The 20623-nt window shown below is 65.1% G+C and carries 21 protein-coding genes; 7 read left to right on the top strand and 14 right to left on the bottom strand.

The annotated features are described in order from the left end of the window. Positions 1 to 29: 29 nt before the first annotated feature. Both ACSHT2_RS29975 and ACSHT2_RS29970 read right to left on the bottom strand, forming a co-directional pair. Entirely contained in the window at positions 30 to 761 is a 732-nt protein-coding gene (locus ACSHT2_RS29975) for a cytochrome c biogenesis CcdA family protein (protein ID WP_124159513.1), read from the bottom strand. 203 nt (positions 762 to 964) lie between these two features. Beyond that, positions 965 to 1231 carry a hypothetical protein gene (locus ACSHT2_RS29970; protein WP_440638390.1) on the bottom strand — a complete coding sequence of 89 codons (267 nt, stop codon included), beginning with the start codon at positions 1229 to 1231 and terminating at the stop codon, positions 965 to 967. Positions 1232 to 1712: 481 nt separating this feature from the next. Here ACSHT2_RS29970 and ACSHT2_RS29965 point away from each other — a divergent pair, with 481 nt between their 5' ends. From ACSHT2_RS29965 to ACSHT2_RS29950, 4 genes are all read left to right on the top strand, one after another. Next, the gene (locus tag ACSHT2_RS29965) at positions 1713 to 2762 is read left to right on the top strand and encodes a LysR family transcriptional regulator (RefSeq protein ID WP_271530016.1); all 1050 of its coding nucleotides are present in this window, start codon (positions 1713 to 1715) and stop codon (positions 2760 to 2762) included. A 29-nt stretch (positions 2763 to 2791) separates the two neighbouring features. Then, on the top strand, positions 2792 to 3163 hold the full coding sequence (locus ACSHT2_RS29960) for a helix-turn-helix domain-containing protein (RefSeq protein WP_014497036.1): 372 nt from the start codon (positions 2792 to 2794) through the stop codon (positions 3161 to 3163). A gap of 282 nt (positions 3164 to 3445) precedes the next feature. Further along, positions 3446 to 4267, top strand: coding sequence for an enoyl-CoA hydratase (locus ACSHT2_RS29955; protein ID WP_440638389.1), 822 nt, complete (start codon positions 3446 to 3448; stop codon positions 4265 to 4267). 104 nt (positions 4268 to 4371) lie between these two features. Continuing rightward, positions 4372 to 4653 (top strand): hypothetical protein, encoded by a 282-nt coding sequence (locus tag ACSHT2_RS29950; protein ID WP_440638388.1) that lies wholly within the window; start codon positions 4372 to 4374, stop codon positions 4651 to 4653. Positions 4654 to 4687: 34 nt separating this feature from the next. On the opposite strand, the gene ACSHT2_RS29945 is transcribed toward ACSHT2_RS29950, so the two are convergent. From ACSHT2_RS29945 to ACSHT2_RS29910, 8 genes are all read right to left on the bottom strand, one after another. Next, positions 4688 to 5767: an isocitrate/isopropylmalate dehydrogenase family protein gene (locus tag ACSHT2_RS29945; protein WP_440638387.1), complete on the bottom strand. Its 1080-nt coding sequence runs from the start codon at positions 5765 to 5767 to the stop codon at positions 4688 to 4690. Positions 5768 to 5893: 126 nt separating this feature from the next. Next, entirely contained in the window at positions 5894 to 6961 is a 1068-nt protein-coding gene (locus tag ACSHT2_RS29940) for an alcohol dehydrogenase (protein WP_271530020.1), read from the bottom strand. A gap of 83 nt (positions 6962 to 7044) precedes the next feature. After that, entirely contained in the window at positions 7045 to 8016 is a 972-nt protein-coding gene (locus ACSHT2_RS29935; protein WP_440638386.1) for an ABC transporter ATP-binding protein, read from the bottom strand. Next, positions 8013 to 9005 carry an ABC transporter ATP-binding protein gene (locus ACSHT2_RS29930; protein ID WP_440638385.1) on the bottom strand — a complete coding sequence of 331 codons (993 nt, stop codon included), beginning with the start codon at positions 9003 to 9005 and terminating at the stop codon, positions 8013 to 8015. Before ACSHT2_RS29930 ends, ACSHT2_RS29935 begins: the two co-directional genes overlap by 4 nt. Then, complete coding sequence (locus ACSHT2_RS29925) at positions 9002 to 9874, bottom strand: ABC transporter permease (protein ID WP_440638384.1); 873 nt, start codon at positions 9872 to 9874, stop codon at positions 9002 to 9004. The genes ACSHT2_RS29930 and ACSHT2_RS29925 overlap by 4 nt, the downstream gene beginning before the upstream one ends. Continuing rightward, entirely contained in the window at positions 9861 to 10811 is a 951-nt protein-coding gene (locus tag ACSHT2_RS29920) for an ABC transporter permease (protein WP_440638383.1), read from the bottom strand. The genes ACSHT2_RS29925 and ACSHT2_RS29920 overlap by 14 nt, the downstream gene beginning before the upstream one ends. 7 nt (positions 10812 to 10818) lie before the next feature. Continuing rightward, on the bottom strand, positions 10819 to 12354 hold the full coding sequence (locus ACSHT2_RS29915) for an ABC transporter substrate-binding protein (protein ID WP_440638381.1): 1536 nt from the start codon (positions 12352 to 12354) through the stop codon (positions 10819 to 10821). Between the two features lie 127 nt (positions 12355 to 12481). After that, entirely contained in the window at positions 12482 to 13678 is a 1197-nt protein-coding gene (locus tag ACSHT2_RS29910; protein ID WP_440638379.1) for a CaiB/BaiF CoA transferase family protein, read from the bottom strand. Positions 13679 to 13870: 192 nt separating this feature from the next. On the opposite strand from ACSHT2_RS29910, the gene glgA reads away from it, so the two are divergent. Further along, a complete protein-coding gene (glgA, locus tag ACSHT2_RS29905) occupies positions 13871 to 15286 on the top strand; it encodes a glycogen synthase GlgA (RefSeq protein ID WP_440638377.1) in 1416 nt (471 codons plus the stop codon). Between the two features lie 156 nt (positions 15287 to 15442). Here glgA and ACSHT2_RS29900 read toward each other — a convergent pair whose 3' ends face one another. Together ACSHT2_RS29900 and ACSHT2_RS29895 are read right to left on the bottom strand one after the other, a co-directional pair. Continuing rightward, positions 15443 to 16390 (bottom strand): oxygenase MpaB family protein, encoded by a 948-nt coding sequence (locus ACSHT2_RS29900; RefSeq protein ID WP_440638375.1) that lies wholly within the window; start codon positions 16388 to 16390, stop codon positions 15443 to 15445. Between the two features lie 79 nt (positions 16391 to 16469). Next, positions 16470 to 17606, bottom strand: a complete 1137-nt coding sequence (locus ACSHT2_RS29895) for a DUF3734 domain-containing protein (protein ID WP_440638374.1) — start codon at positions 17604 to 17606, stop codon at positions 16470 to 16472. A gap of 201 nt (positions 17607 to 17807) precedes the next feature. Here ACSHT2_RS29895 and ACSHT2_RS29890 point away from each other — a divergent pair, with 201 nt between their 5' ends. Beyond that, positions 17808 to 18695, top strand: coding sequence for a LysR family transcriptional regulator (locus tag ACSHT2_RS29890; protein ID WP_440638372.1), 888 nt, complete (start codon positions 17808 to 17810; stop codon positions 18693 to 18695). 56 nt (positions 18696 to 18751) lie between these two features. On the opposite strand, the gene ACSHT2_RS29885 is transcribed toward ACSHT2_RS29890, so the two are convergent. Next, a complete protein-coding gene (locus ACSHT2_RS29885; RefSeq protein WP_440638370.1) occupies positions 18752 to 19468 on the bottom strand; it encodes a peroxiredoxin-like family protein in 717 nt (238 codons plus the stop codon). A gap of 83 nt (positions 19469 to 19551) precedes the next feature. Further along, positions 19552 to 19836 carry a hypothetical protein gene (locus tag ACSHT2_RS29880; RefSeq protein ID WP_440638369.1) on the bottom strand — a complete coding sequence of 95 codons (285 nt, stop codon included), beginning with the start codon at positions 19834 to 19836 and terminating at the stop codon, positions 19552 to 19554. Between the two features lie 238 nt (positions 19837 to 20074). Here ACSHT2_RS29880 and ACSHT2_RS29875 point away from each other — a divergent pair, with 238 nt between their 5' ends. Continuing rightward, positions 20075 to 20557: a cupin domain-containing protein gene (locus ACSHT2_RS29875; RefSeq protein ID WP_440638368.1), complete on the top strand. Its 483-nt coding sequence runs from the start codon at positions 20075 to 20077 to the stop codon at positions 20555 to 20557. The last annotated feature ends 66 nt before the right edge of the window (positions 20558 to 20623 follow it).

Here is a 20623-nt window from a genome sequence, read left to right as displayed (position 1 = left end):
AACCGCTGCGCGGTTCTCCGAAGCGCGATCTAACCGATCGTCTGCAGCGCCGGAAACGTCTCGAGCAGCCAGATGCTCACATTCGAGACCGCGCCGGTGAGAAAGCCGATGCCGGTGATCACCATCAAGACGCCCATGGCGCGCTCGACATTGACGAGGTGGCCCTTCATGCGCGCGAACAGCGCTGAGAACTGCTCGATCATCAGCGCGGCGAGCAGGAAGGGAATACCTAGCCCCAAAGAATAGACCGCGAGCAGACCGGCGCCCTTGGTCACCGTGGCTTCCGCCGCGGCGATCGAGAGGATCGCGGCGAGGATCGGCCCGATGCAGGGCGTCCAGCCGAAGGCGAAAGCAAGGCCCATGATATAGGCACCCCAGAGGCCGACCGGTTTGGGGATCGGCAGCCGTCCCTCGCGCATCAAGAGGCCGATGCGCGTCAGGCCGAGGAAGTGCAGGCCCATGATGATGATGACGATGCCGGCGAGAATCGACAGCTCTGCCGACCAGGCACGGATCAGCCCGCCGACCAGCGAAGCGCTGGCGCCGAGCGCCACGAACACCGTGGAAAAGCCGAGCACGAACAGAAGCGCCGACATCATGATCGCGCGCTTGGAGGTTGCGACCGGCTCGTCGCTCTCGACATGCTCGATCGTGGCGCCCGTCAGGTAAACCAGATAGGGCGGAACCAGAGGCAGGACGCAAGGCGAGAGGAAGCTGACGAGGCCGGCAATCATCGCCGCCGGGATCGAAACATTTTGCATGACGCAGTCGGAGCCATCTCTGGTGCCGGCGCGGCACGCGGGGATGCGCGCAGCCCGGAGCACCGGCTCTGGTGTAGCGGATGCCGGAGAATGCGCAACAGAGGCGCACGAAAACCAAGGCTCCTCCCGATGCCGTCCGTGATCACAGATGCGGCATCGGGACGCGCACAAACCTCGCCAAAAAGCGAGATTCGGCGGCGCGGCTACTTCACCACGCGGAGCAGCGGACGCCGGGGCTGGTCCTGCGTCTGCTTGGAAGGGGTCGGCGGCTCGCTCATGGCGTTCCGCAGCATTTCGTCGCACAGCGCCTTGAGATCGGCACTGTCAATTCCTTTCAGTTTCATCCGCACGTCGAGGATGACAATGGACAGCATCTCGGCCGACTCACGGCTGTTGCACTCATGGAGAGCCCTGCGGCACTCCTCGAGCCTTTCCAGCACTGACTGCAACTGTTCGTCTGAATGCGACACTTGCGTTCTTTCCGTTAACTCGGCCTGCGAGGCGTGTCTGTGGCGCCCCCTTTGGCCCGCATGAGAGACCAAAGATAGCACGAGGCTACTGCGCCTCCGAACCTGATTTCACTGTGTTTCTGCCGTGGGACCGCGGTTCCGGTCGCAACCGCCCTGCAGCACCATTGGTCATCACCGAACTGGTCCGGGAGCAAACGCCTTGCGCGGTGCGATCGATCCATCGCGGGAGATGGCATCTGCCTTCCCACGAGAATTTCCATCGCGGACAGCGCCGGCAATCCCGCAGCCATTTCACGGCTCGCAACGGAACTCACGCCACACCCCCCAGCCGGGCGAAAGCCTGCCCGATCCCAACCGAAGACAGCACTCCAATACCGCCCACAAGTTGATAAGGATGACGTTCAAAACTCGTCATTCCCCAACCCGCCGTGGTTGTGGTTTGCGTCAGATTCTGCCACTTTAGCTATCTGAAGGAAATTGTATGCACTCCTTGGCGGCAAGGGGCGTTCCGCTGGCGGAACGCCCAAAAACAAACCTCAGCGGCCTCTCGGATTGGGATGCGGCCCGCATATTCCTGGAGGTCGTCCGATGCGGAAGTTTCCGCTCGGCGGCCGAGCGCTTGTCGCTGTCGATCAACGCCGTGCGCCGGCGGATCGACGATTTCGAACGCCAGACCGGCACCACCCTGTTCACCCGCGACGTCCACGGCACCCATCTGACCGACGAGGGCGCCCTGGTGGTCTCCGCCGTCGAGCGCATGGAGGCGGCCACGTTCGACGTGCTGCGCGCCAGCGATTCGATGGCCAACGCCTTGTCCGGCGAAGTCCGTGTTGCCGTCACCGAAGGGCTCGGCACGTTCTGGCTGGCCCCGCGCCTGGTCGAATTCCAGCAGGCCTATCCGAAGATCCTGGTGGACCTGCATTGCGCGATGCGCTCGGCCGACGTCTCGCGCCATGAGGCCGACGTCGCCATCCATCTGTCGCGTCCCTCGGCGCTCGACGTCAAGCTGGTGCGACTCGGCCGCATGCATCTGATGTTCTGGGCCTCCGAGAAATACATCGCAAAGCATGGCGCGCCGCGTTCGGCGGCGGAATTGATCAAGCATCGCCTGGTCCTGCAATTCGCCGACCAGCTCGCCGCCAAGGAATCCTTCGAAAGCTTTTTCCCTGGCGTTCCGGAACGTGACCTTCTGGTCATGAAGACCAATGTCTCGAGCGCCAACTACTGGGCGGTCGCGAACGGCGCCGGCATAGGCGTATTCCCGAGCTATGCCATTGCGCTTGGCGGGAAGTTGATTCCACTGGAGGTCGAGCTGAACCGACCGCTCGATATCTGGCTGTCCTACCATCCCGGTAGCGGCCGTATTCCGCGCGTGCGGCACATGATTGACTGGCTGATCGAGGCTTTCAATCCGGCTCGCTTCCCGTGGTTTAAGGAAGAGTTCGTGCACCCGCATGAATTCAAGGACTCGTATATGGGCGAACCCCTGACCCAGCTCTTCGGGGGATTTTCAACCGAAGAACAAAGGTGAGAACAGAGATGAAAGCAGCGGCAAAAAGAATGAAGCAGCGCAGTGCCGGCAAGCCGGACATTGAGCTTGGCAAGCGGATCCGTCTGCGGCGCGTCGAGATGAAGATCTCGCAGGCCGAGCTCGGCGAGAAGCTGGGTGTCAGCTTCCAGCAGGTTCAGAAATACGAGAAGGGCGTCAATCGCGTCGGCGCGGCTCGGCTTCAGCAGATCGCCACCGCCCTCGATGTGCCCGTGACCTTCTTCTACGACGGCGACAACAAGGCCCGCGAAGTCGAGAGCCTGCTCTTCCTCGACTCCGCCTTCAGCCTCCGCCTGCTGCGCGCCTACAGCAAGATCAAGGACCAGACGGTACAGCGTCAGCTCGTCTCGCTGATGGAATCGATCGCAGCGAACGAAGCCTGAGATCGGCGGTCTGGCCTTTACGGCCGACGTTCAATCCGCCGCGTCACGGGGGCGCGGCTGGATTGAACGAGATCCGACGAGATATGTCTCGCGCCCGCGCGCACGCGCGCGGTCTGTTTCGGAGCGGCCTGGCCGCCCTTTGGCGGTTTGCCGCCATTCGTCGAACATGGCGCGCCATGCAATCGCAGCACAGGCGGATGCAAGCTCTCCTCCCCTGCGCCGGTTGACCGCGGCGGCGGCGGCGCCGCACATTGCGCTCGGCCACCGACAAGCGAGCGCGCGATGCCCGACATTTCCAGCACGACCGAAACACCTTACGCCGACGGCAAGATCCTCAAGCACACAGCCAGCGGCGTCGGCGTGATCACCTTCAACAATCCCGACAAGCGCAACGCGATGTCGCTGGAGATGTGGGAGGGATTTGGCGAGGCACTGACCAGCCTGCGCGACGACGAGAAGGTGCGCGTCGTGATCCTGCGCGGCGCCGGGGGCAAGGCGTTCGTCTCGGGCGCCGACATCAGCCAGTTCGAGAAAGTCAGGCACAATGCAGCGGCGTCGGAGGAGTACGCCAGACGCAGCGCCGCCCAGCGCGCGCTGCTCGCCGACTATCCCAAGCCGACCATCGCCTGCATCGACGGCTATTGCCTCGGCGGCGGCATGCAGGTCGCGATGCTCGCCGACATCCGCCTCGCCTCGCACGACAGCCAGTTCGGCATTCCCGCGGCCAGGCTCGGCATCGCCTACGGCTATGACGGCTTGCGGCATCTGGTGTCGCTGGTCGGCCCGGCCTGGGCGCGGCTTCTGATGTACACGGGCATGCGGATCGATTCCGCCGAGGCGCTGCGCATCGGTCTTGTCGAGCGCCTGTTCCCGGTCGACGAGCTCTGGGGCGAGACCATGGCGATCGCCGAGTCGATCGCGCAAAACGCCCCGCTCGCGATCAAGGCCGCCAAGATCACCATTGCGCAGGTGCTGAAGGACGAAAGCGCGCGTGACATGGAGGCGATCAAGGCGATCGGCAACGCCTGCATGGACTCGGAGGATTTCCGCGAGGGTCGGCAGGCCTTCATGGAGAAGCGCAAACCGAAGTTCCGGGGTCGCTGAAGCTGAACCCGCGTTCAGGTAGATTAAATTCCTCGTGCAACTCAACACAGCCGCAACCACTTGATGTCGCGAAAGTTCTCCCGCCACCAACAAGGGAGATTACGATGACACTGAGATTTGCTGTTCTTGGTCTGGCTGCCGTCGGCGGTGTGGCCTTCGCGTCGGGACCGGCCCTCGCGGCAATGCCGAACGGCATCCCACAGGCCGACAAGATTGCAAGCGGACCGGCCGCTGACGTCGATCAGGTGCGGTGGGTGTGTAACCCCTGGGGCCGCTGCTGGTGGCGCCCGAACTATTATCGCGCCTACGGCTATTACGGCGGCCCGCGCTTCTACGGCCCGCGTCCGTGGGGCTGGCGTCATCACCATCACTGGCGCCGCTGGTGAACGACAAAGGGGCCCTCGGGCCCCTTTCCTTTGATTACAGGGCCGCGAGCAACGCCTTCGTAATATCCGCCGTGCCGTTGCTGCCGCCGAACTCCATCGGCTTGATGCCGCCGGCATAGACCTGGTCCACCGCGCGCTCGATGGTCTCGCCCGCCTCGGCCGCGCTCTCCACGCCGTGCTTGTCGGCGAGCCAGTCCAGCATCATCGCCGCAGACAGGATCATGCCGGTCGGATTGGCCTTGCCCTGCCCCATGATGTCGGGCGCGGTGCCGTGGCACGGCTGGAACACCGCGTACTTGTCGCCGATGTCGGCCGAGGGCGCCATGCCGAGGCCGCCGATCAGGCTGGCGGTGATGTCGGAGACGATGTCGCCGAACATGTTCTCCATCACCATCACGTCGAAATCCCAGGGACGCTTCACCAGCATCGCCGAGCAGGCATCGACATAGAGGCGGTCGGTCTTTACCTCTGGATGCTTCCTGGCGATCTCGTCGAAGATGCCGCGGAAGAAGGCAAACGCCTTGAACACATTCGCCTTGTCGACGCAGGTGAGCATTCCCGGCTTGCCGCGCGCCCTGCGCCGTTCGGCCAGGCGAAACGAGAACTCGAACAGGCGCTCGGACGTCTTGCGGGTGATCACCATGGTCTCGCGGGCGTCCTCATGGGTGACGACGCCCTTGCCCATCGAGGCGAACAGGCCTTCGGTCGATTCCCGGATGACGACGAGATCGATGCCGCGCTGGTCGGCGCCGACGATCGGGCTCGGCACGCCCGGAATGAGCCGCGCCGGACGCACGCCGGCATAGAGATCGAAGATGAAGCGCAGCTCGATCTGCGGCGCGATTTCGGTGTTGTCAGGGTAGCGCACCGACGGCAGCCCGCAGGCCCCGAGCAGAATCGCATCCGCCTCCTCGCACAGCCTGATAGTCGAGTCAGGCATCGATTTGCCGGTCGCGAGATAATGGTTGGCGCCGGCCGGCGCCTCGGTGAAACGGAAGCGCAGGCCGGACTTCTCGCCGACCTTGCGCAGCACCTCGAGCGCCGGCGCCATGACCTCGGGACCGATGCCGTCACCGGCGAGCACGGCAATGTGGAAGGCGTTGTTTGCGGACATGGGATTTTTACTCTCTCCACCGTCATGCCCGGGCTTGACCCGGGCATCCACGTCTCGATGCTGTCTCTGTGGCCAGGCGTGGATGGCCGGGTCAAGCCCGGCCATGACGACAAACCAACGATGAAATTACGGCGTCAGCACCGTGCGCCCGACCACCGCGCCCTGCTGCAACTGCACCAGCGCGTCATTGGCTTTGGCGAGCGGTTGCCGCGTCACCGGGATCGGCGGCACCTTCTTCGTTCGCACGAGCTCCAGCAATTCCTGCGTCTCGCGCAGATTGCCGACATAGCTGCCCTGGATCGTCACGGCCTTGATCGGAATCAGCGGCAGCGCCCAGGTCGCACCGCCGCCGAACAGGCCGACGATGACGAGCTTGCCGCCCTTGGTGAGGCAGTCGAAGCCGAGCTGCGTCGTCGCGGCATTGCCGACCAGATCGATCACGGCGCGGATCGGACCGCCCGCCTTCTTGGCGAGCTGCTCGAGCGCATCCGGCGCCTTGGGATCGACGGTCGCCAGCGCGCCGGCCTTCTCGGCGGCCTCACGCTTCTTCGCGTCGATATCGACCATGATCGCGCCCTTGCCACCCATGGCCTTCAGCAGCGACAGCGCCATCAGGCCGAGGCCGCCGGCGCCGAACATCACGATCGGCGTGTCGAAATGCTGCTCGACCTTCTTCAGCGCGCTGTAGGTGGTGACGCCCGAGCAGGCATAGGGCGCGGTCGTCGCGGGATCGAGCCCCCGGAGGTTGAGCAGGTAGCGCGGATGCGGCACCAGCATGTGGTCTGCATAGCCTCCGTCGCAATAGACGCCGAGCGAGCGCGGCGTCAGGCACATGTTCTCGTCGCCGGCCAGGCACGTGGCGCATTTGCCGCATCCGATCCAGGGATAGACCAGGCCGACATCGCCGACCTTCAGATCGCCCTGGTCGGTCGGCTTCACGTCGGGACCGAAGGCAAGGACTTCGCCGACGGTCTCGTGGCCCATCGTGAGCGGCAGGTTGATGCCGCGGTCCTTCAGTGACAACGGCTTGCGGCCATGGCCGAGATCGTAGCCGCCTTCCCAGATGTGGAGATCGCTGTGGCAAACGCCGGCCGCCTTCACCTTGATCAGCACCTGCGTGCCCGATGGCTGCGGCGTCGCCTCGTCTACCTCCTGCAGCGGCGCCTTGAAATCGGCAACCTTGAAACTCTTCATTGGCGTCCTCCCGGAATGCTTCTCGTTCGCTGCGCAGCATGCCATGGCCGGCGAGACGAGACAAACCCGGGAGCGGTCTTAGTTCAGGCCAGCGGATGATGGCAAGCGGCGAACTGGCCGGGTACGATCTCGCGCAACTCCGGTATCTCCGCGCTGCATCGCTGATCGGCCCGCGGGCAGCGGGTGCGGAAGCGGCAGCCGGACGGCGGCGCAATCGGTGATGGCGGCTCGCCGGTCGCCACGCTCTCGGCGGGACGAACGTCCGGATCGGGCACCGGGATCGCCTGCAGCAACAGGCCGGTGTAGGGATGCGCCGGCCTTGCGAACAATTGCTCTGACGGCCCGACCTCGCAGAGCCGGCCGAGATACATCACCGCGACGCGATCGCTGACCGCTTTGACCACCGCGAGGTCGTGTGCGATGAACAGCAGCGTCAGACCGAAGCGCGCCTTCATCTCCTCGAGCAGGTTGAGGATCTGCGCGCGGATGGAAACGTCGAGCGCCGAGACCGGCTCGTCGCAGACGATGAACTCCGGGTTGAGCACCAGCGCTCGCGCGATGCAGATGCGCTGGCACTGACCGCCGGAGAACTCGTGCGGCAGGCGGCCCGCCACCATATCAGGATCGAGCCCGACCGCGGAGAGCACTTCGTGAACCCGCCGCTTGCGCTCGGCGGCATCCTTGACGCCGGAGATGATCAGCGGCTCGGCCACGATGTCGCCGATGCGACGGCGCGGATTGAGGGAGGCGATCGGATCCTGGAAGATGAGCTGCGCGCGGCGGCGCATCCTGCGCAGCGCCTCGCCCTCCATGGCCGTGAGGTCCTCGCCGTCGAACAGCACGCGACCAGATTTGGCGCGGCGCAACTGCAGCACCGCGCGTCCCAGCGTCGACTTGCCGCAGCCGGATTCGCCGACCAAGCCCAGCGTCTCGCCGCGTGCGACCTCGAGGCTGACACCGGAGACGGCGTGCACCGTCTTGTTGCCGAGACCATATTCGACGACGAGATTGTCGACATTCAGAAGCGGCTCGGGGCGCACGGCAAGCTGCATCATGCGCCGATTCTTTCCGTCATTCGGATCGGATGGAAGCAGGCATAGAGGTGCCCGGGCATCTCGGCACTCTTCAGCTCGGGCTTGATCTCACGGCAGCGCTCCCCGACATAGCGGCAGCGCGGCGCAAAGGAGCAGCCTTTCATCGGCCGTGTCGGATCGGGCGGGCGACCGGAGATGGCAGGCAGCGGCGTATGCGGCGCGGTCTCCAGCTTCGGGATCGCGGCCAGCAGCGCCTCGGTGTAGGGCATGTGCATGCGCTTGAACAAGGCCTGTGTCGGCGCACGCTCCACCACCCGGCCCGCATACATCACGGCGACCTCGTCGGCACGGCCGGCGACGACACCGAGATCATGGGTGATGATGATCATGGCCATATGCCGGCGGCGCTGCTCGCGCGCCAGCAGATCGAGAATCTGCGCCTGGATGGTGACGTCGAGGGCGGTGGTGGGCTCGTCCGCGATCAGCAGTTTCGGCTCGCAGGACAATGCGATCGCGATGGCGATGCGCTGGCGCATGCCGCCGGAACATTGGTGCGGATATTGCGCAAGCCGCTGCTCCGGCGCGGGAATGCCGACGGCCGCGAGCAGCTCGATGCTGCGCTTGCGCGCCGCCGGGGCGTCCAGCTCGAGATGCTCCTGAATCGTCTCAATCAATTGCGTGCCGATGGTCAGCACCGGATTGAGCGAGGTCATGGGGTCCTGGAACACGACCGCGAGATCGCGCCCGCGCAGGCGACGCAGTCTTTCAGGCGCGAGCCGCACTAGGTCCTGGCCATCGAACATCACGCGCCCCGTCAGCTTCGCCTTCTTCGGCAGCAGCTGAAGCACCGCGCGCGACAGCATGGTCTTGCCGCAGCCGGACTCGCCGACGATTCCGAGCGTGCGGCCGGCCTCCAGCGACAGATCGACATGATCCACCGCGCGCAAATTGCCGCGCGGGGTCGGCAGCTCGACCGCGACGTCCTCGATCGTCAGCAGCGGCGCGTTCACAGCGCCCCCTGACGCGGATCGGTCAGTGCCCGCAAGGTATCGCCGACGAGATTGAATGCCAGCACTGTCACAAACAGGGCCGCCGCCGGCAGGAAGGCGAGTCGCGGCGCGACATCGAGACTCTCGCGCCCCTCGCCGATCATGCTGCCCCAGCTCGCCATCGGCGGCGGCACGCCGAGACCGAGGAAGGACAGCGCGCCCTCGACCACGATGGTGACGGCGACGCCGAGCAGGAAAAAGGCGAGCAGCGGCAGGATCACGTTCGGCAGCAGCTCGCGGAGCAGGATGCGCGCATGGCTGGCGCCTAACGCCTCGGCGGCGATCACGAACTCGCGCCGCGCCAGGGTCAGCGTCGCCGCGCGCGCCACCCGCATGAAGGCGGGAATGCCGAGCACGCCAAGGATCAAGGTGAGATTGGGAATGGACTGGCCGAGATAGGCCGTCACGGCGAGCGCGAAGATCAGCGGCGGAAAGGCGAGCAGCACGTCCATGCTGCCGACCACCAGCGTCTCGAACCTGCCGCGGAAATAGCCGGCCAGCAGCCCGAGCGCACCACCGACAATGAGGCCGATCATCGGCGCAATCAGCCCCACCGTTAGCGACACCCGCGCACCAAAGATCAGGCGGGCGAGCTCGTCGCGGCCGAGCCCGTCGGTGCCGAGCCAGTGCTCCGCAGAGAACGCGGCGCGGCGCTCCAGCATGTCCATGTCTATAGGGTTCTGCAGCGGCAGCACCGGCGCGAGGATTGCGAGCGCAAGAATGATCGCGACCCAGCCGCTCGCGAGCCAGAACAGGAAGCCGAGCTTGCGCCTGCCGCGAACGGGCGCGGACGCTGCCTCGTCCTGAATTGACAGCTCAAGCGTGGCCATGGCGGATCCTCGGGTCGAGCACGGCGTAGAGCATGTCGACGATGAAATTGACGATGACGAAGCCGCAGGCGACCAGCAGCACCACGCCCTGGAGGATGACGAGGTCGCGGGTGTAGATCGCGCCGACCAGCAGCCGGCCGATGCCGGGCAGCGCGAAGATCGATTCCACGATCAGCGTGCCGCCGAGCAGGCGGCCGATATTGATGCCTGTCACCGTCACCAGGGTCAGCGACGAAGGCTTGAGCGCATGCACGAACAGGATACGGGATGGCTTGAGGCCTTTTGCTTTCGCTAGCGCGATATAATCCTCCTGCAAGGTCGCGATCATGTCGGAGCGCAGCACCCGCATGATGCCCGGCCATTCCGCGAGCGCCAGCGTCAGCGCCGGCAGCACGAAGAAGCGCAAATTCGCCAGCGGCTCCTCGGTGAACGGCACATAGCCGGTCGCGGGCAGCCAGTGCAGCTCGACCGCGAACAGATAGATCAGCAGGATCGCGGTGAGAAAAGAAGGCATCGACAGCATGGCGAAGGCGCTGCCGGTCATGAAGCGGTCGAAGGCGCCGCCGGCGCGCGCGGCACAGGCGATCGCAACGGGAACGCCGATCAGGAGCCCGATGAATTCGGCCATCAGCATCAGTTGCAGCGAGACCGGGATGCGCTCGGCTACTGCCTGCAACACCGTCTGCCCGGTCCGGAACGAACGGCCGAGATCGCCCTGCAACACGTGGCCAAGCCAGCTCAGGTAACGCCACCACAGCGGCTGATCCAGCCCCATGTCACGCCGCAGCGCCGCGACATTCTCCGGCGTCGCCTGGTCGCCGAGGATGACCAAGGCGAGATCGCCCGGCAGCAGCGCGGCGATCAGGAAGGTGAGCAGCGAGACGGCTAGCAGAACCGGCAGGATGGCAAGGAGCCGCCGAACGACGAAGTTCAGCATCGCGTGGTCATTCCAGCCAGGTGTTCGAGACGTCGATCACGCCGTTGTAGATCTTCGGAAAGCCCTTCAGCTTGGCGCTCGACAGCGCGTAATAGGTGTTCTGGAAGGTCCAGAACCAGATCGCCTCCTTGTTGATCAGGCGGCTGATGGCGCAGTAGTCCTCGGTACGCTGGCCGAGGTCGGCGGTGACGCGCGCGTGGTCCAGAAGCTTGTCGAGCTCGGGATTCGAGAAGCCGGAGAGCGCCAGCGGGCTGCCGCTGCGGAAGTTCGCGTACATCTGCGGATCGGGATCGGCGAGATCGACGATGCGCCACGGTGTCAGCTGGAACTGCCGCGTGAAGGCACGCGACGGAATGGTGGCCTGGTCGACCTGCTCGATCTCCATGTTGGCGCCGACGCGCTTCCAGAACTGCTGGAGCACCTGGCCGATCATGCGGCCGCGGGGCGTCGCCGTCACCAGCATCTTGAACTCGACCGGCTTGCCGTAATCCTTGATCAGCGCCTTGGCCTTCTCGACGTCGAACGGCAGCGCGCCGTCGTCCTTGCACTTGACCCAGGAGCCGTCGCCGTAAGGATTGCTCGCGGGCCGGCTCAGGCCGTTGCTGATCGCCTGCGACATCTTCGGACGATCGATCGCCATCACCAGTGCCTGGCGCACGCGGACGTCGTCGAACGGCGCGACCTTGGTATTGAAGGCGTAGACCGCCGCACCCGAGCCCTTGTAGGTGTGCACGGTGAGCTTGGGGTCCTTCTGCGCCTTCATGATGTTGTCGGCGTCGTTCTCGTCGTCCCAGATGATGTCGGCCTCGCCCGATTGCAGCGAGGCGAAGCGCGACTGCGCGTCAGGCAGCGGCTTCAGGATGATGCGATCGAGATAGGGACGGCTCTTGTCCCAGTAGTTGGGATTCTTCTCCAGCACCATGCGGTCGCCAGCCGTCCAGGATTTCAGGATGTAGGGACCGGTGCCGACGGGATTGCGATTGTAGTCGTCACCCTTGGTCTTCCAGGCGGTCGGAGAATGCACCACATTGTTCTGGCTCTGGATGGTGATCACCGCCGGCAGGTTCACGGAGGGGTCGGTGAGTTTGTAGACGACGGTATACTCGTCCGGCGCCAGCACCTCCTTGACGTTGGTGATGTAGAAGGCGCAGCGGCACTTGTTGGCGGGGTCCTTCTGCCGGTCGAAGTTCTCCTTGAAGGCTTGCGCATTGAACGGCGTGCCGTCGTGGAATTTCACGCCCTGGCGCAGCTTGAAGGTCCAGGTCTTGTAGTCGTCGGAGTGGGTCCAGGAGACTGCGAGCTTGGGTACGGGCTCGCCCTTGTCGTTGAGCGTGGTCAACGTGTCGAAAATCGCGGCGGCAGCGGTGTTGGTGGACGTGTCGTAGACACCGACCTTGAGGGGATCGAAGCCCGGGATATCCAGCTCCTGGCCGACCGTGATGCTGCCGCCCGGCTTCTGCGCCTGGGCGGGCACGGCCAGCGCAAACGCCGCAACGAGGAGAATCGGCACGTGCTTACGCGTCGCGGCAGCAATGTTCGTCATGGTTCCTCCCGGGATCCCTCGTCCGATGTTTCGGATCGTCGACTTGAGGGCGAGATTGGCGACAAATGCTCGCCACGGCAAGAGGAACGCACAGGACTTCAAGCGCCGCATGCGGCGGCGATGTTGCTCAATATGTCTTGGCTGTTTTGCCTGGCGGAATTGGCGCATCGCCCGCGAGGCCGATCTCGTCGCGCAGCGCATCCGTGTGCTCGCCAAGCGTGGCCATCGTCTTGCCCGGTGTGGTATCGGCGCCGGACATCCGGAACGGTAAATTGAGCACCCGGAACGAGCCACCCCCGTCCTGCACCTCGGAAAGCGCCTGCCGATGCGCGAGCTGCGGATCGGCCAGCGCCTCGGACACGGTGCGATAGGCCGAGGCCGGCACGCCGGCAGCACCAAGCGCGAGCAGGCATGCATCGGTCGTGAGCCGACGCGACCAGACTTCGACGCCATCCATCAAGTCCGCCCAGTTCTCGCGGCGCGCGGCGTAGGTGGCAAAGCGCGGATCGGATATCCATTCGAGGTGTCCGATCACGCCCATCAATCCCTGAAACGTCTTCTCGCTGGCGACCGTGATCATGACATAACCATTTCCCGTTTCGGTCGGGCCGAACATCGGGCGCGGCGGCGGCTTCACCGCGAATTGCGCGCTCTGCAGTTCGATCACGGTCAAGGTCAGCATCGATTCCAGCATGGAGACATCGATGTGCTGGCCGAGCCCGGTGACCGTGCGCTGATAGAGCGCCGAGGCGATCGCGCCAAAGCCGTAGATGCCGGTGACGACGTCGGCATGGTAGATACCGCAATAATCGGGACGGCTGCGGCCTGGCTGGTAGGCCAGATGCGCCATGTCGTAACCGGAAGCCGCATGGATCACGGGAGCGTAGGCCGGCAGTTCGGCCGAGGGGCCGGTCTGGCCGTAGCCGGAGATCGAGCAGTAGATCAGCCTCGGGTTGACCTGATACAGCCTGTCGTAGTCGAGCCGCAGTCGGTGCATCACGCCAGGGCGGAAATTCTCCACCAGAATGTCGGCCGTCGCGGCCAGCCGGCTCACCGCCTCCCTGCCGTCCTCGGACTTGAGGTCGAGGACCACGCTCTTCTTGCCGACATTGAGCTGGCCGAACACGGTGCTGCACCCCTTGCGCAGCGGCGGCCGGGTCCGCATCGTCTCTCCGCCGTCGGTCTCGATCTTGATGACCTCGGCACCCATGTCGGCGAGCATCCGCGTGCAATGGGGGCCGGCGATGGTGGTCGAGAAGTCCAGGACCCGCAAGCCCGCCATGACTTTTGTCAACGTCCCCTCATGCTTATCTGATAGCTGCATGTCTGCTCACGCCTTGGGTCTCGTAGGAACCAACGAAGTGCTTTGTTGTTGATGCGGCGACCCTAGAGGGCGGCGGCCGAGTAGGAAAGTGTTTAGCGGACGGACGCGTCGCGTGGGCGGGCTTGGGAATTCCAGGACAACTGGACCCGTTCTTGCATAGCAGCAAGCGGGATCGGAAGAGGGCAGCTGTTCTTGAGGGTCTTGTTCGTCACCACAGAGTTGGATGACTTCGTCCGCGTTGGCGGACTGGGCGCCGTTTCCGCCGCCCTTCCCCGTGCGCTTCGCTCCTTCGCCGATATCCGGATCATGCTGCCCGGCTATCGCGACATCATCGAGCAACTCACGCATATTCAGATCGTTGGCCGCTGTCCTGCATTCGCGGAGATGCCGGCCTGCTCGCTCGGCCGGGCCGCGACCAAGGACGGGCTGCCGGTCTATGTGCTGTTGTGCTCACAGCTCTACGACCGGCCCGGTAATCCCTATGGCGACGAGTCCGGACGCGACTGGCCCGACAACGACATCCGCTTCGCGCGCTTTGCCTCGGCAGCGGCTGAGCTCGCCATGGGCAAGCTGGACAAGAATTGGGCAGCAGATCTGATCCATGCCAATGACTGGCAGGCCTCGCTCGTACCGGCGTACCTTACCTGGCGCGGCGCAAAGCTGCCGTCGATCCTGACCATTCATAACCTCGCTTATCAGGGCCTCTTCCCGAAGGACTCGCTGCGGCGGATCGGCGCACCGGAGAGCTCCTTCCACATCGACGGCGTCGAGTTCTACGACCAGGTCTCCTTCCTCAAGGCCGGGCTGGTCTACGCCTCGCACCTCACCACCGTCAGCGGCACCTATGCGCGGGAGATCACCACGGCCGAATTCGGCTGCGGCCTGGAGGGCCTGCTTCGCATCCGCTCCGATGCGGCCGAGCTCACCGGCATTCTCAACGGCATCGACGAGAGCTGGGATCCGCGCTCCTGCGCCCAGCTCGCCCAGCAGTTCGGCGCCGGCGACTGGGCCGGTAAGAAGGCCAACGCGGATTACGTGCGCAAGCAGTTCGGGCTTGCGGTCTCGCGCGGCCCGATGTTCGGCATCGTCGCGCGGCTCGTGCACCAGAAGGGCATCGACCTCGTGCTGTCGGCGGCAGACGAGATCGTCGACGCCGGCGGGCAGATCGTGGTCATCGGCTCCGGCGAGCCGGCACTCGAGCAGGCCCTGATCGACGCGCATCGCCGCCGCCCCGACGCCATCGGCGTCGTGATCGGCTTCAACGACGCCCAGGCTCGCCGCATCTTCGCCGGCAGCGACTTCACGCTGATGCCGTCTCGCTTCGAGCCGTGCGGCCTCAGCCAGATGTATGCCCAGCGCTTCGGCTCGCTGCCGATCGGGCACCAGACCGGCGGTCTCGCCGAGACCATCACCGACGGCGAGACCGGATTCCTGTTCTCGAAGCCCTCGCGCGAATCCTTCCTGGGCGGCGTCCGCCGGGCCTTCTCCGCCTTCATGACGCAGGACCAGCTCGATACCATGCGCCGCAGCGCCATGGGACGATCGTTCTCCTGGAGCATCTCGGCCGGCAGCTACAGCGCATTGTACCGGAAGCTGGCGTCGGTGTGAGGCGCCGCTGTCATTCCGGGGCGCGCCGCTTGGCGCGAGCCCGGAATCCATCGTGCGGCCGGAATGCTCTGAGAAATGGATTCCGGGCTCGCGCTCCGGAATGACCGAGGAATGACGGCGGGCCGTGAACTGCACGGATAACCGACTTCCAAGACCCTACTTCCCGCGTACGTCCATCTGCGGCCGTCCGATCCAGGCGCGGTTGAGACAGCGGGTCATCCAGTCGGGCTGCGTCTCGCCCCGCAGCCGCGCCTGCGCCTCCTGGTAGGGGCCGACATAGCGCAGCCTGTCAGGCAATTTCGGATAGACGCGCCTGATCCATCGCAGGGCATTGTCGGCGGATCGGATCTCCCGCTCGTCAAGCTCGAAACCAAACCCGGCGCGCAAGCGCTCGGGCAGCATCCTCGCCGTGAGCGCGCGATACCATGGCGGTGGCCGCAACCACGGACGCGCGCCCGTGAAGATCTGCGTGGCGATCTCGCGTGCCGCCGTGCTGACGGTCAGCGTGTCCGACTGCGCCATCGCCGCAGTGTAAGCGGCGAATCCCGCCCAGTCCGCGGGCAGGTCATTCCCTGTCAGCCCGAACAGGGCACCGAATATCCGGCTCTCGGCCCAATAGCGCTCGCGCTCTTCCGCCGAGAGCGGCGGCAGAACGAGGTCATGCGCCATCAACGCGGTCTCGACCAGCGTGGCGTGAACCCAGCGCAGCGCCGGAATGTCATTGGCGCAGTAGCGCGAGCCTGCCGCGAACGGGCCGACGGTCTCGGGCATCTCGCCGACGATCATGCCATGACGCCGGTGCAGCTGCCGCGACGCCAACAGCGCCCGGTCGAGCGAGCCGAACACCATGGCGAAGACGATGTCGAAGGTGCGATGGAAGCGGCCGATCGGATCGGCAAAGGTGTTGGAATGCTCGGCGATGGCGGCTGCGACCCAGGGATGGGCGAGCTGCAGCAACAGCGCGCGGCCGGCGCCGAGGAAGATCACGGCCTCACGATCGATCCGCCAAGTGACGGAGTCCGGGCCGAACACGCCCGCAACCGGGCCCGCCGCGTGAGCGCGGACCTGTTCGAGGGACAGTTCCAGATCTTTCCCGGAAACCAATTGCGAGAACCTTCGACTGCGGGCCAAACACCGACGATCCGCAAGGCCCGTGGCAATTCGATGAAGGGGGATGCGGCCCCTATTCCGCCGCCATCGGCATCTCGTCCATATGCTCGTGCAGCACCACGCCGGCGAGCGGATCGAATTCGCCGATCCAGGGCTTGCGCGCCAGAACCGACTTCGTATGAGCATAGCCAGCGTGCCACCGCCGCGTGATCCCGGACGGACTGAAATCGATATCCTTGGTATGGGTCTCGCGCTCGAGCTGCGGCGCCAGCAGCCGCACCACATGCATGCGGGTCGGGCAACCGTAGCTCGTCAGCTCACGCACGGCGGGATCGTTGCGCTCGCTCTCCGGAAGCCGCTCCGCAAGCTGGTTGATCACATGGCGCAGGCGATGCGCCTGCTGCTGTCGCACGATCTGGCTCGCGATGCGGCTGGAATATTGCACGTCCTTGTGCCGGTTCAGCACCTCGGCCATCGTGGTCGGCTCGGGCCCGACGGGATTCCACAGATGCACGGAGAAGATGAGCGAATCCTTGCGGGGATTGTCGTCGAACACCGCTTCCGTCGGCGTGTTCGACAGGATGCCTCCGTCCCAATAGAGTTCACCGTCGATGCGCACGGCGGGGAAAGCCGGCGGCAGTGCGCCCGAAGCCATCACATGCTTCACCGTCAGCTCGCCGTCCCGGCTGTCGAAATAACGCATTTCGCTGGTGCCGACATGAGCCGCACCGACCGTCAGGCGCGGCGCGCAGCGATTGGCCAGGTCGAAATCGACGAGCTCCCTCAGAGTCTTCTCCAGCGGAGAGGTCGAATAATAGCCCGCGTGATCGGCACCCAGTGGATAGGAATCTCCGACATGCGCCAGCGCATTGGGCCGGAAGAAACCTGGAATGCCGTGGGTGACGGTCGACCAATAGGCCAGCTTCTCGTTGAAGCCGGGAAACGCGGTGCGCCAGTCCCAGACCGGCGTCTGCTCCATCCGCTTCCAGAACTCCCTCAAGCGCGCGAGCCGTTGCTCCGGCGCGTTGCCCGCGATCAGGCTCGCATTGATGGCGCCGATCGAGGTGCCGATGACCCAGTCCGGCTCTATGCCGGACTCATGCAGCGCCTGGTAGACGCCCGCCTGATAGGAGCCGAGAGCACCGCCGCCCTGGAGCACCAGCACGATCTGACCTGGGATCTCCGCAGCTGTGCCCTTGATGCCGTTCATGCTACGCTCCTGGTGAGCCCGCACCGGTCGAATTTTCGTCTGACGCGGCGGTGTTGTTACGCGCGATCATTTTAGGAGATCGCGGGGCTTTTTGGAATGCCGGTTGGCTTCCGAGTCCATACGTCCGCGCTATCGCGCCGAGCATGTCATTTCCCGCCCCGATCGGCTAGATTTGAAGCCGATCCTGCTGGGAGCCGATCCATGGAAATGCACCAGGTCCGCTATTTCCTCGCGGTGGCGCAGCTCTTGAATTTCACGCGCGCGGCCGAGGAGTGCAACGTCACGCAGCCGTCGCTGACGCGCGCGATCAAGCAGCTCGAGGCCGAGCTCGGCGGCGACCTGTTCCGCCGCGAACGGCCGGCGGCGCAATTGACCGAGCTCGGCCAGCGCATGCATCCGCTTCTGAAGCAGTGCTATGACGCCGCCGCCGGCGCACGCTCGCTCGCCTCCTCGTTCAAAAGCGGCGAGATCGGCGCGCTCCGCATTGCGCTGACGCATTCGATCGACCTCGCCCTGCTCATTCCGCATCTGAACGAGATCAAGCGGCAGTTCAACCGGCTCGAGTTCCGCTTCCTGCGCGGCACGAGCCGGGAGGTCGGCGATTTCCTGAAGAAGGGCGAAGCGGAGCTCGGCATCGCCGCCGAGATTGATGAGGCCTGGGACCGCCTCGACGTCTGGCCGCTGTTCACCGAACATTTCGAGCTCGTCGTCGGCGATGGACACCGGCTGGCCGGCCGCGTCAGCGTCGATCTGGACGATTTGCGATCAGAGCAGCTGCTGAGCCGAACCTTCTGCGAGCACTCGGGCCGCATCTCCGCGAGCCTGCGCGAGCGCGGCCTCGACATCGAACTTGGCCACGAGGTCTCGAACGAGCGCGATTTGATCGAGCTGGTCGAGGCCGACATGGGCGTCGCCATGGTGCCGCACACCTCGCCCGTGCCGGAGCGGCTGACGCGCGCCGCAGTCGCGGGGCTGGACGCCCGCCGTACCGTCAACCTTTATGGGGTCGCGGGCCGGCAACGCACGGCCGTAGGCAATGCCGTGATGCGCATGCTGCGCGGCGCCGACTGGCGGGAGATCGCGGGGTAGCGCGGACGCTGCTTTCCTTTTCGCTCTCGTAGGCGAGAAGTAAGAAAGTGCGCGCCTCAGCGCTCCCGGCTCGCGCTCTCCAGCGCTTCGATCAGGTCGTCGATCTCCATGCGCTTGCGAAAATCTGGATCGACGAAACGGGCTTTCACGATGCCGTCGCGGCCGACGACGAACACGGCCGGGATCGGCAGTATCCAGCCGTCATTGCCGTGGAATTTCGCCATGTCCTGATAGGACAGCAGCTGCTGGATCTCGGCGCCGAGCCAGATCGCGAGATTGAGCGACAGCGCGTAGCCGTTGTCGAGATCGGTCAGGATCGGAAACGGCGCGCCGGATTCGGCCTTGAGCTGCCCGGTATATTCCTGCGTCTCCGGCATGATCGCGACGACCTGCGCCCCCATCACCCTGATGCGGTCGAGCGCCTGGACCACGGCGCGCACATTGAGCCGGCAATAGGGGCACCAATGGCCGCGGAAGAACATCACGGCGAGCGGACCGCGCGCCAGCAGCGAGGGCAGCGCGACGAGACGCCCGCCCTCGTCAGGCAGCATGAACGACGGCATTGCGTCGCCCGGGCGCGGCGCCGCCGCGCCACCGCCGTTTCCGTCCAACCGCGCCACCAGGCGATCGACCGCCTCGCCATAGGCCGGGAAGACTTCGCGGCTGGCATCGGCATAGGCGCGGAGCTGTTCGTTCAGCGTGCCGTCCATGTCGCGGCAGCGCTGGAAGGCGAGCCTGAGCTGTTCGGCGTCGGCTGGCGAGAGAGACGTCATCTTTCTGCTCCGGCATTCCTGGGGCGAATACTAGTTTCCCGGTTCGGCCGCCCGCAAGAGGCGGCCGCGATGCCAGGATCGGTTCAGTTCACGTAGAAGTTGCCGGTGGGATCGAGCCGCCCCGAGGCAGAGTACAGCGTGCCGTTGTCCGTGAAGAAGACCGTGTTCTCGGGTACCTTCTTCGCGTGCTTCATCATGGCCTCGTGGTTCTTCTCGGCCGGTGCCATCGCCATCGCCGACATCTTGCCGGGCCCGCCATAGACATAGGCCATGCCGGCCTTGAAATCCCAGGCAGCCTCCGAGAGGGCCGATGTGGCGATGACCGCAAACGCGGCGGTGGCGATCAGGGTCTTGGACAGTCTTGTCACGGGATGCTCCTCCGGATTGACGTGAACGCCCGCCAATCGGGCGCTTTGCCATCGAACGGCGGAAGCTGCGCAAGCGGAAATGCCGATCCACAATCGGTTCGATAGCCGCGGCGTATCGGCATAGCGCTGAGCTATTGCACCGAGAGCGAAAGGGCATTTCAGGACGAGCCGTGGCTCAAAGAAACTCCTGCCGCAGCCGGCGACCAGCGAGGTTGCGGCCAACACAGGAGACCTCCCCATGTTCACGAGCTACGCTCTGTCGCGCCTGACCTGGCCAGGCCTTGCAATCGTCGGCGCGCTGATCCTCTCGGCGCAGCCGGTATTCGCCGGCGAATGCCCGGCTGGCAAGATCAAGCCGAACGCGCAGCAGATGGTCGACCACAAAGCCGTCGGTGTTACCGACGTCACGCTCGGGGCGATCGATCTCGGCAAGCAGCCGGCGCATATCGAGGGCCGCGAGCTGCGCTTCCGCAAGCTGACAATCGAGCCCGGCGGCATCGTGCCCTGGCACAGCCATGACGACCGCCCCGCCCTGATCTTCGTGCAGCAGGGCGAGATCGTCGAATACGCCTCCAATTGCGTCGATCCGATCGTGCACAAGGCCGGCGACATTCGCCCCGAAGTCTACGGCACCTCGCATTGGTGGAAGAATCTCGGCAAGGACACCGTCATTCTCTACGTCGGCGACGTCCGCAAGGATCCCAACGATCATCACATGTAACGAGCGCCGAGTGTGCCGTCGTTCCGGGGCGCGGAGCGAACCCGGAACCTCGAGATTCCGGGTCTG

The sequence above is a fragment of the Bradyrhizobium sp. PUT101 genome (assembly GCF_052043945.1).
Lineage (GTDB): Bacteria > Pseudomonadota > Alphaproteobacteria > Rhizobiales > Xanthobacteraceae > Bradyrhizobium.
The sequence above is the reverse complement of the archived record's forward strand: the minus strand, read 5'-3'. Positions and strand labels throughout refer to the sequence as shown.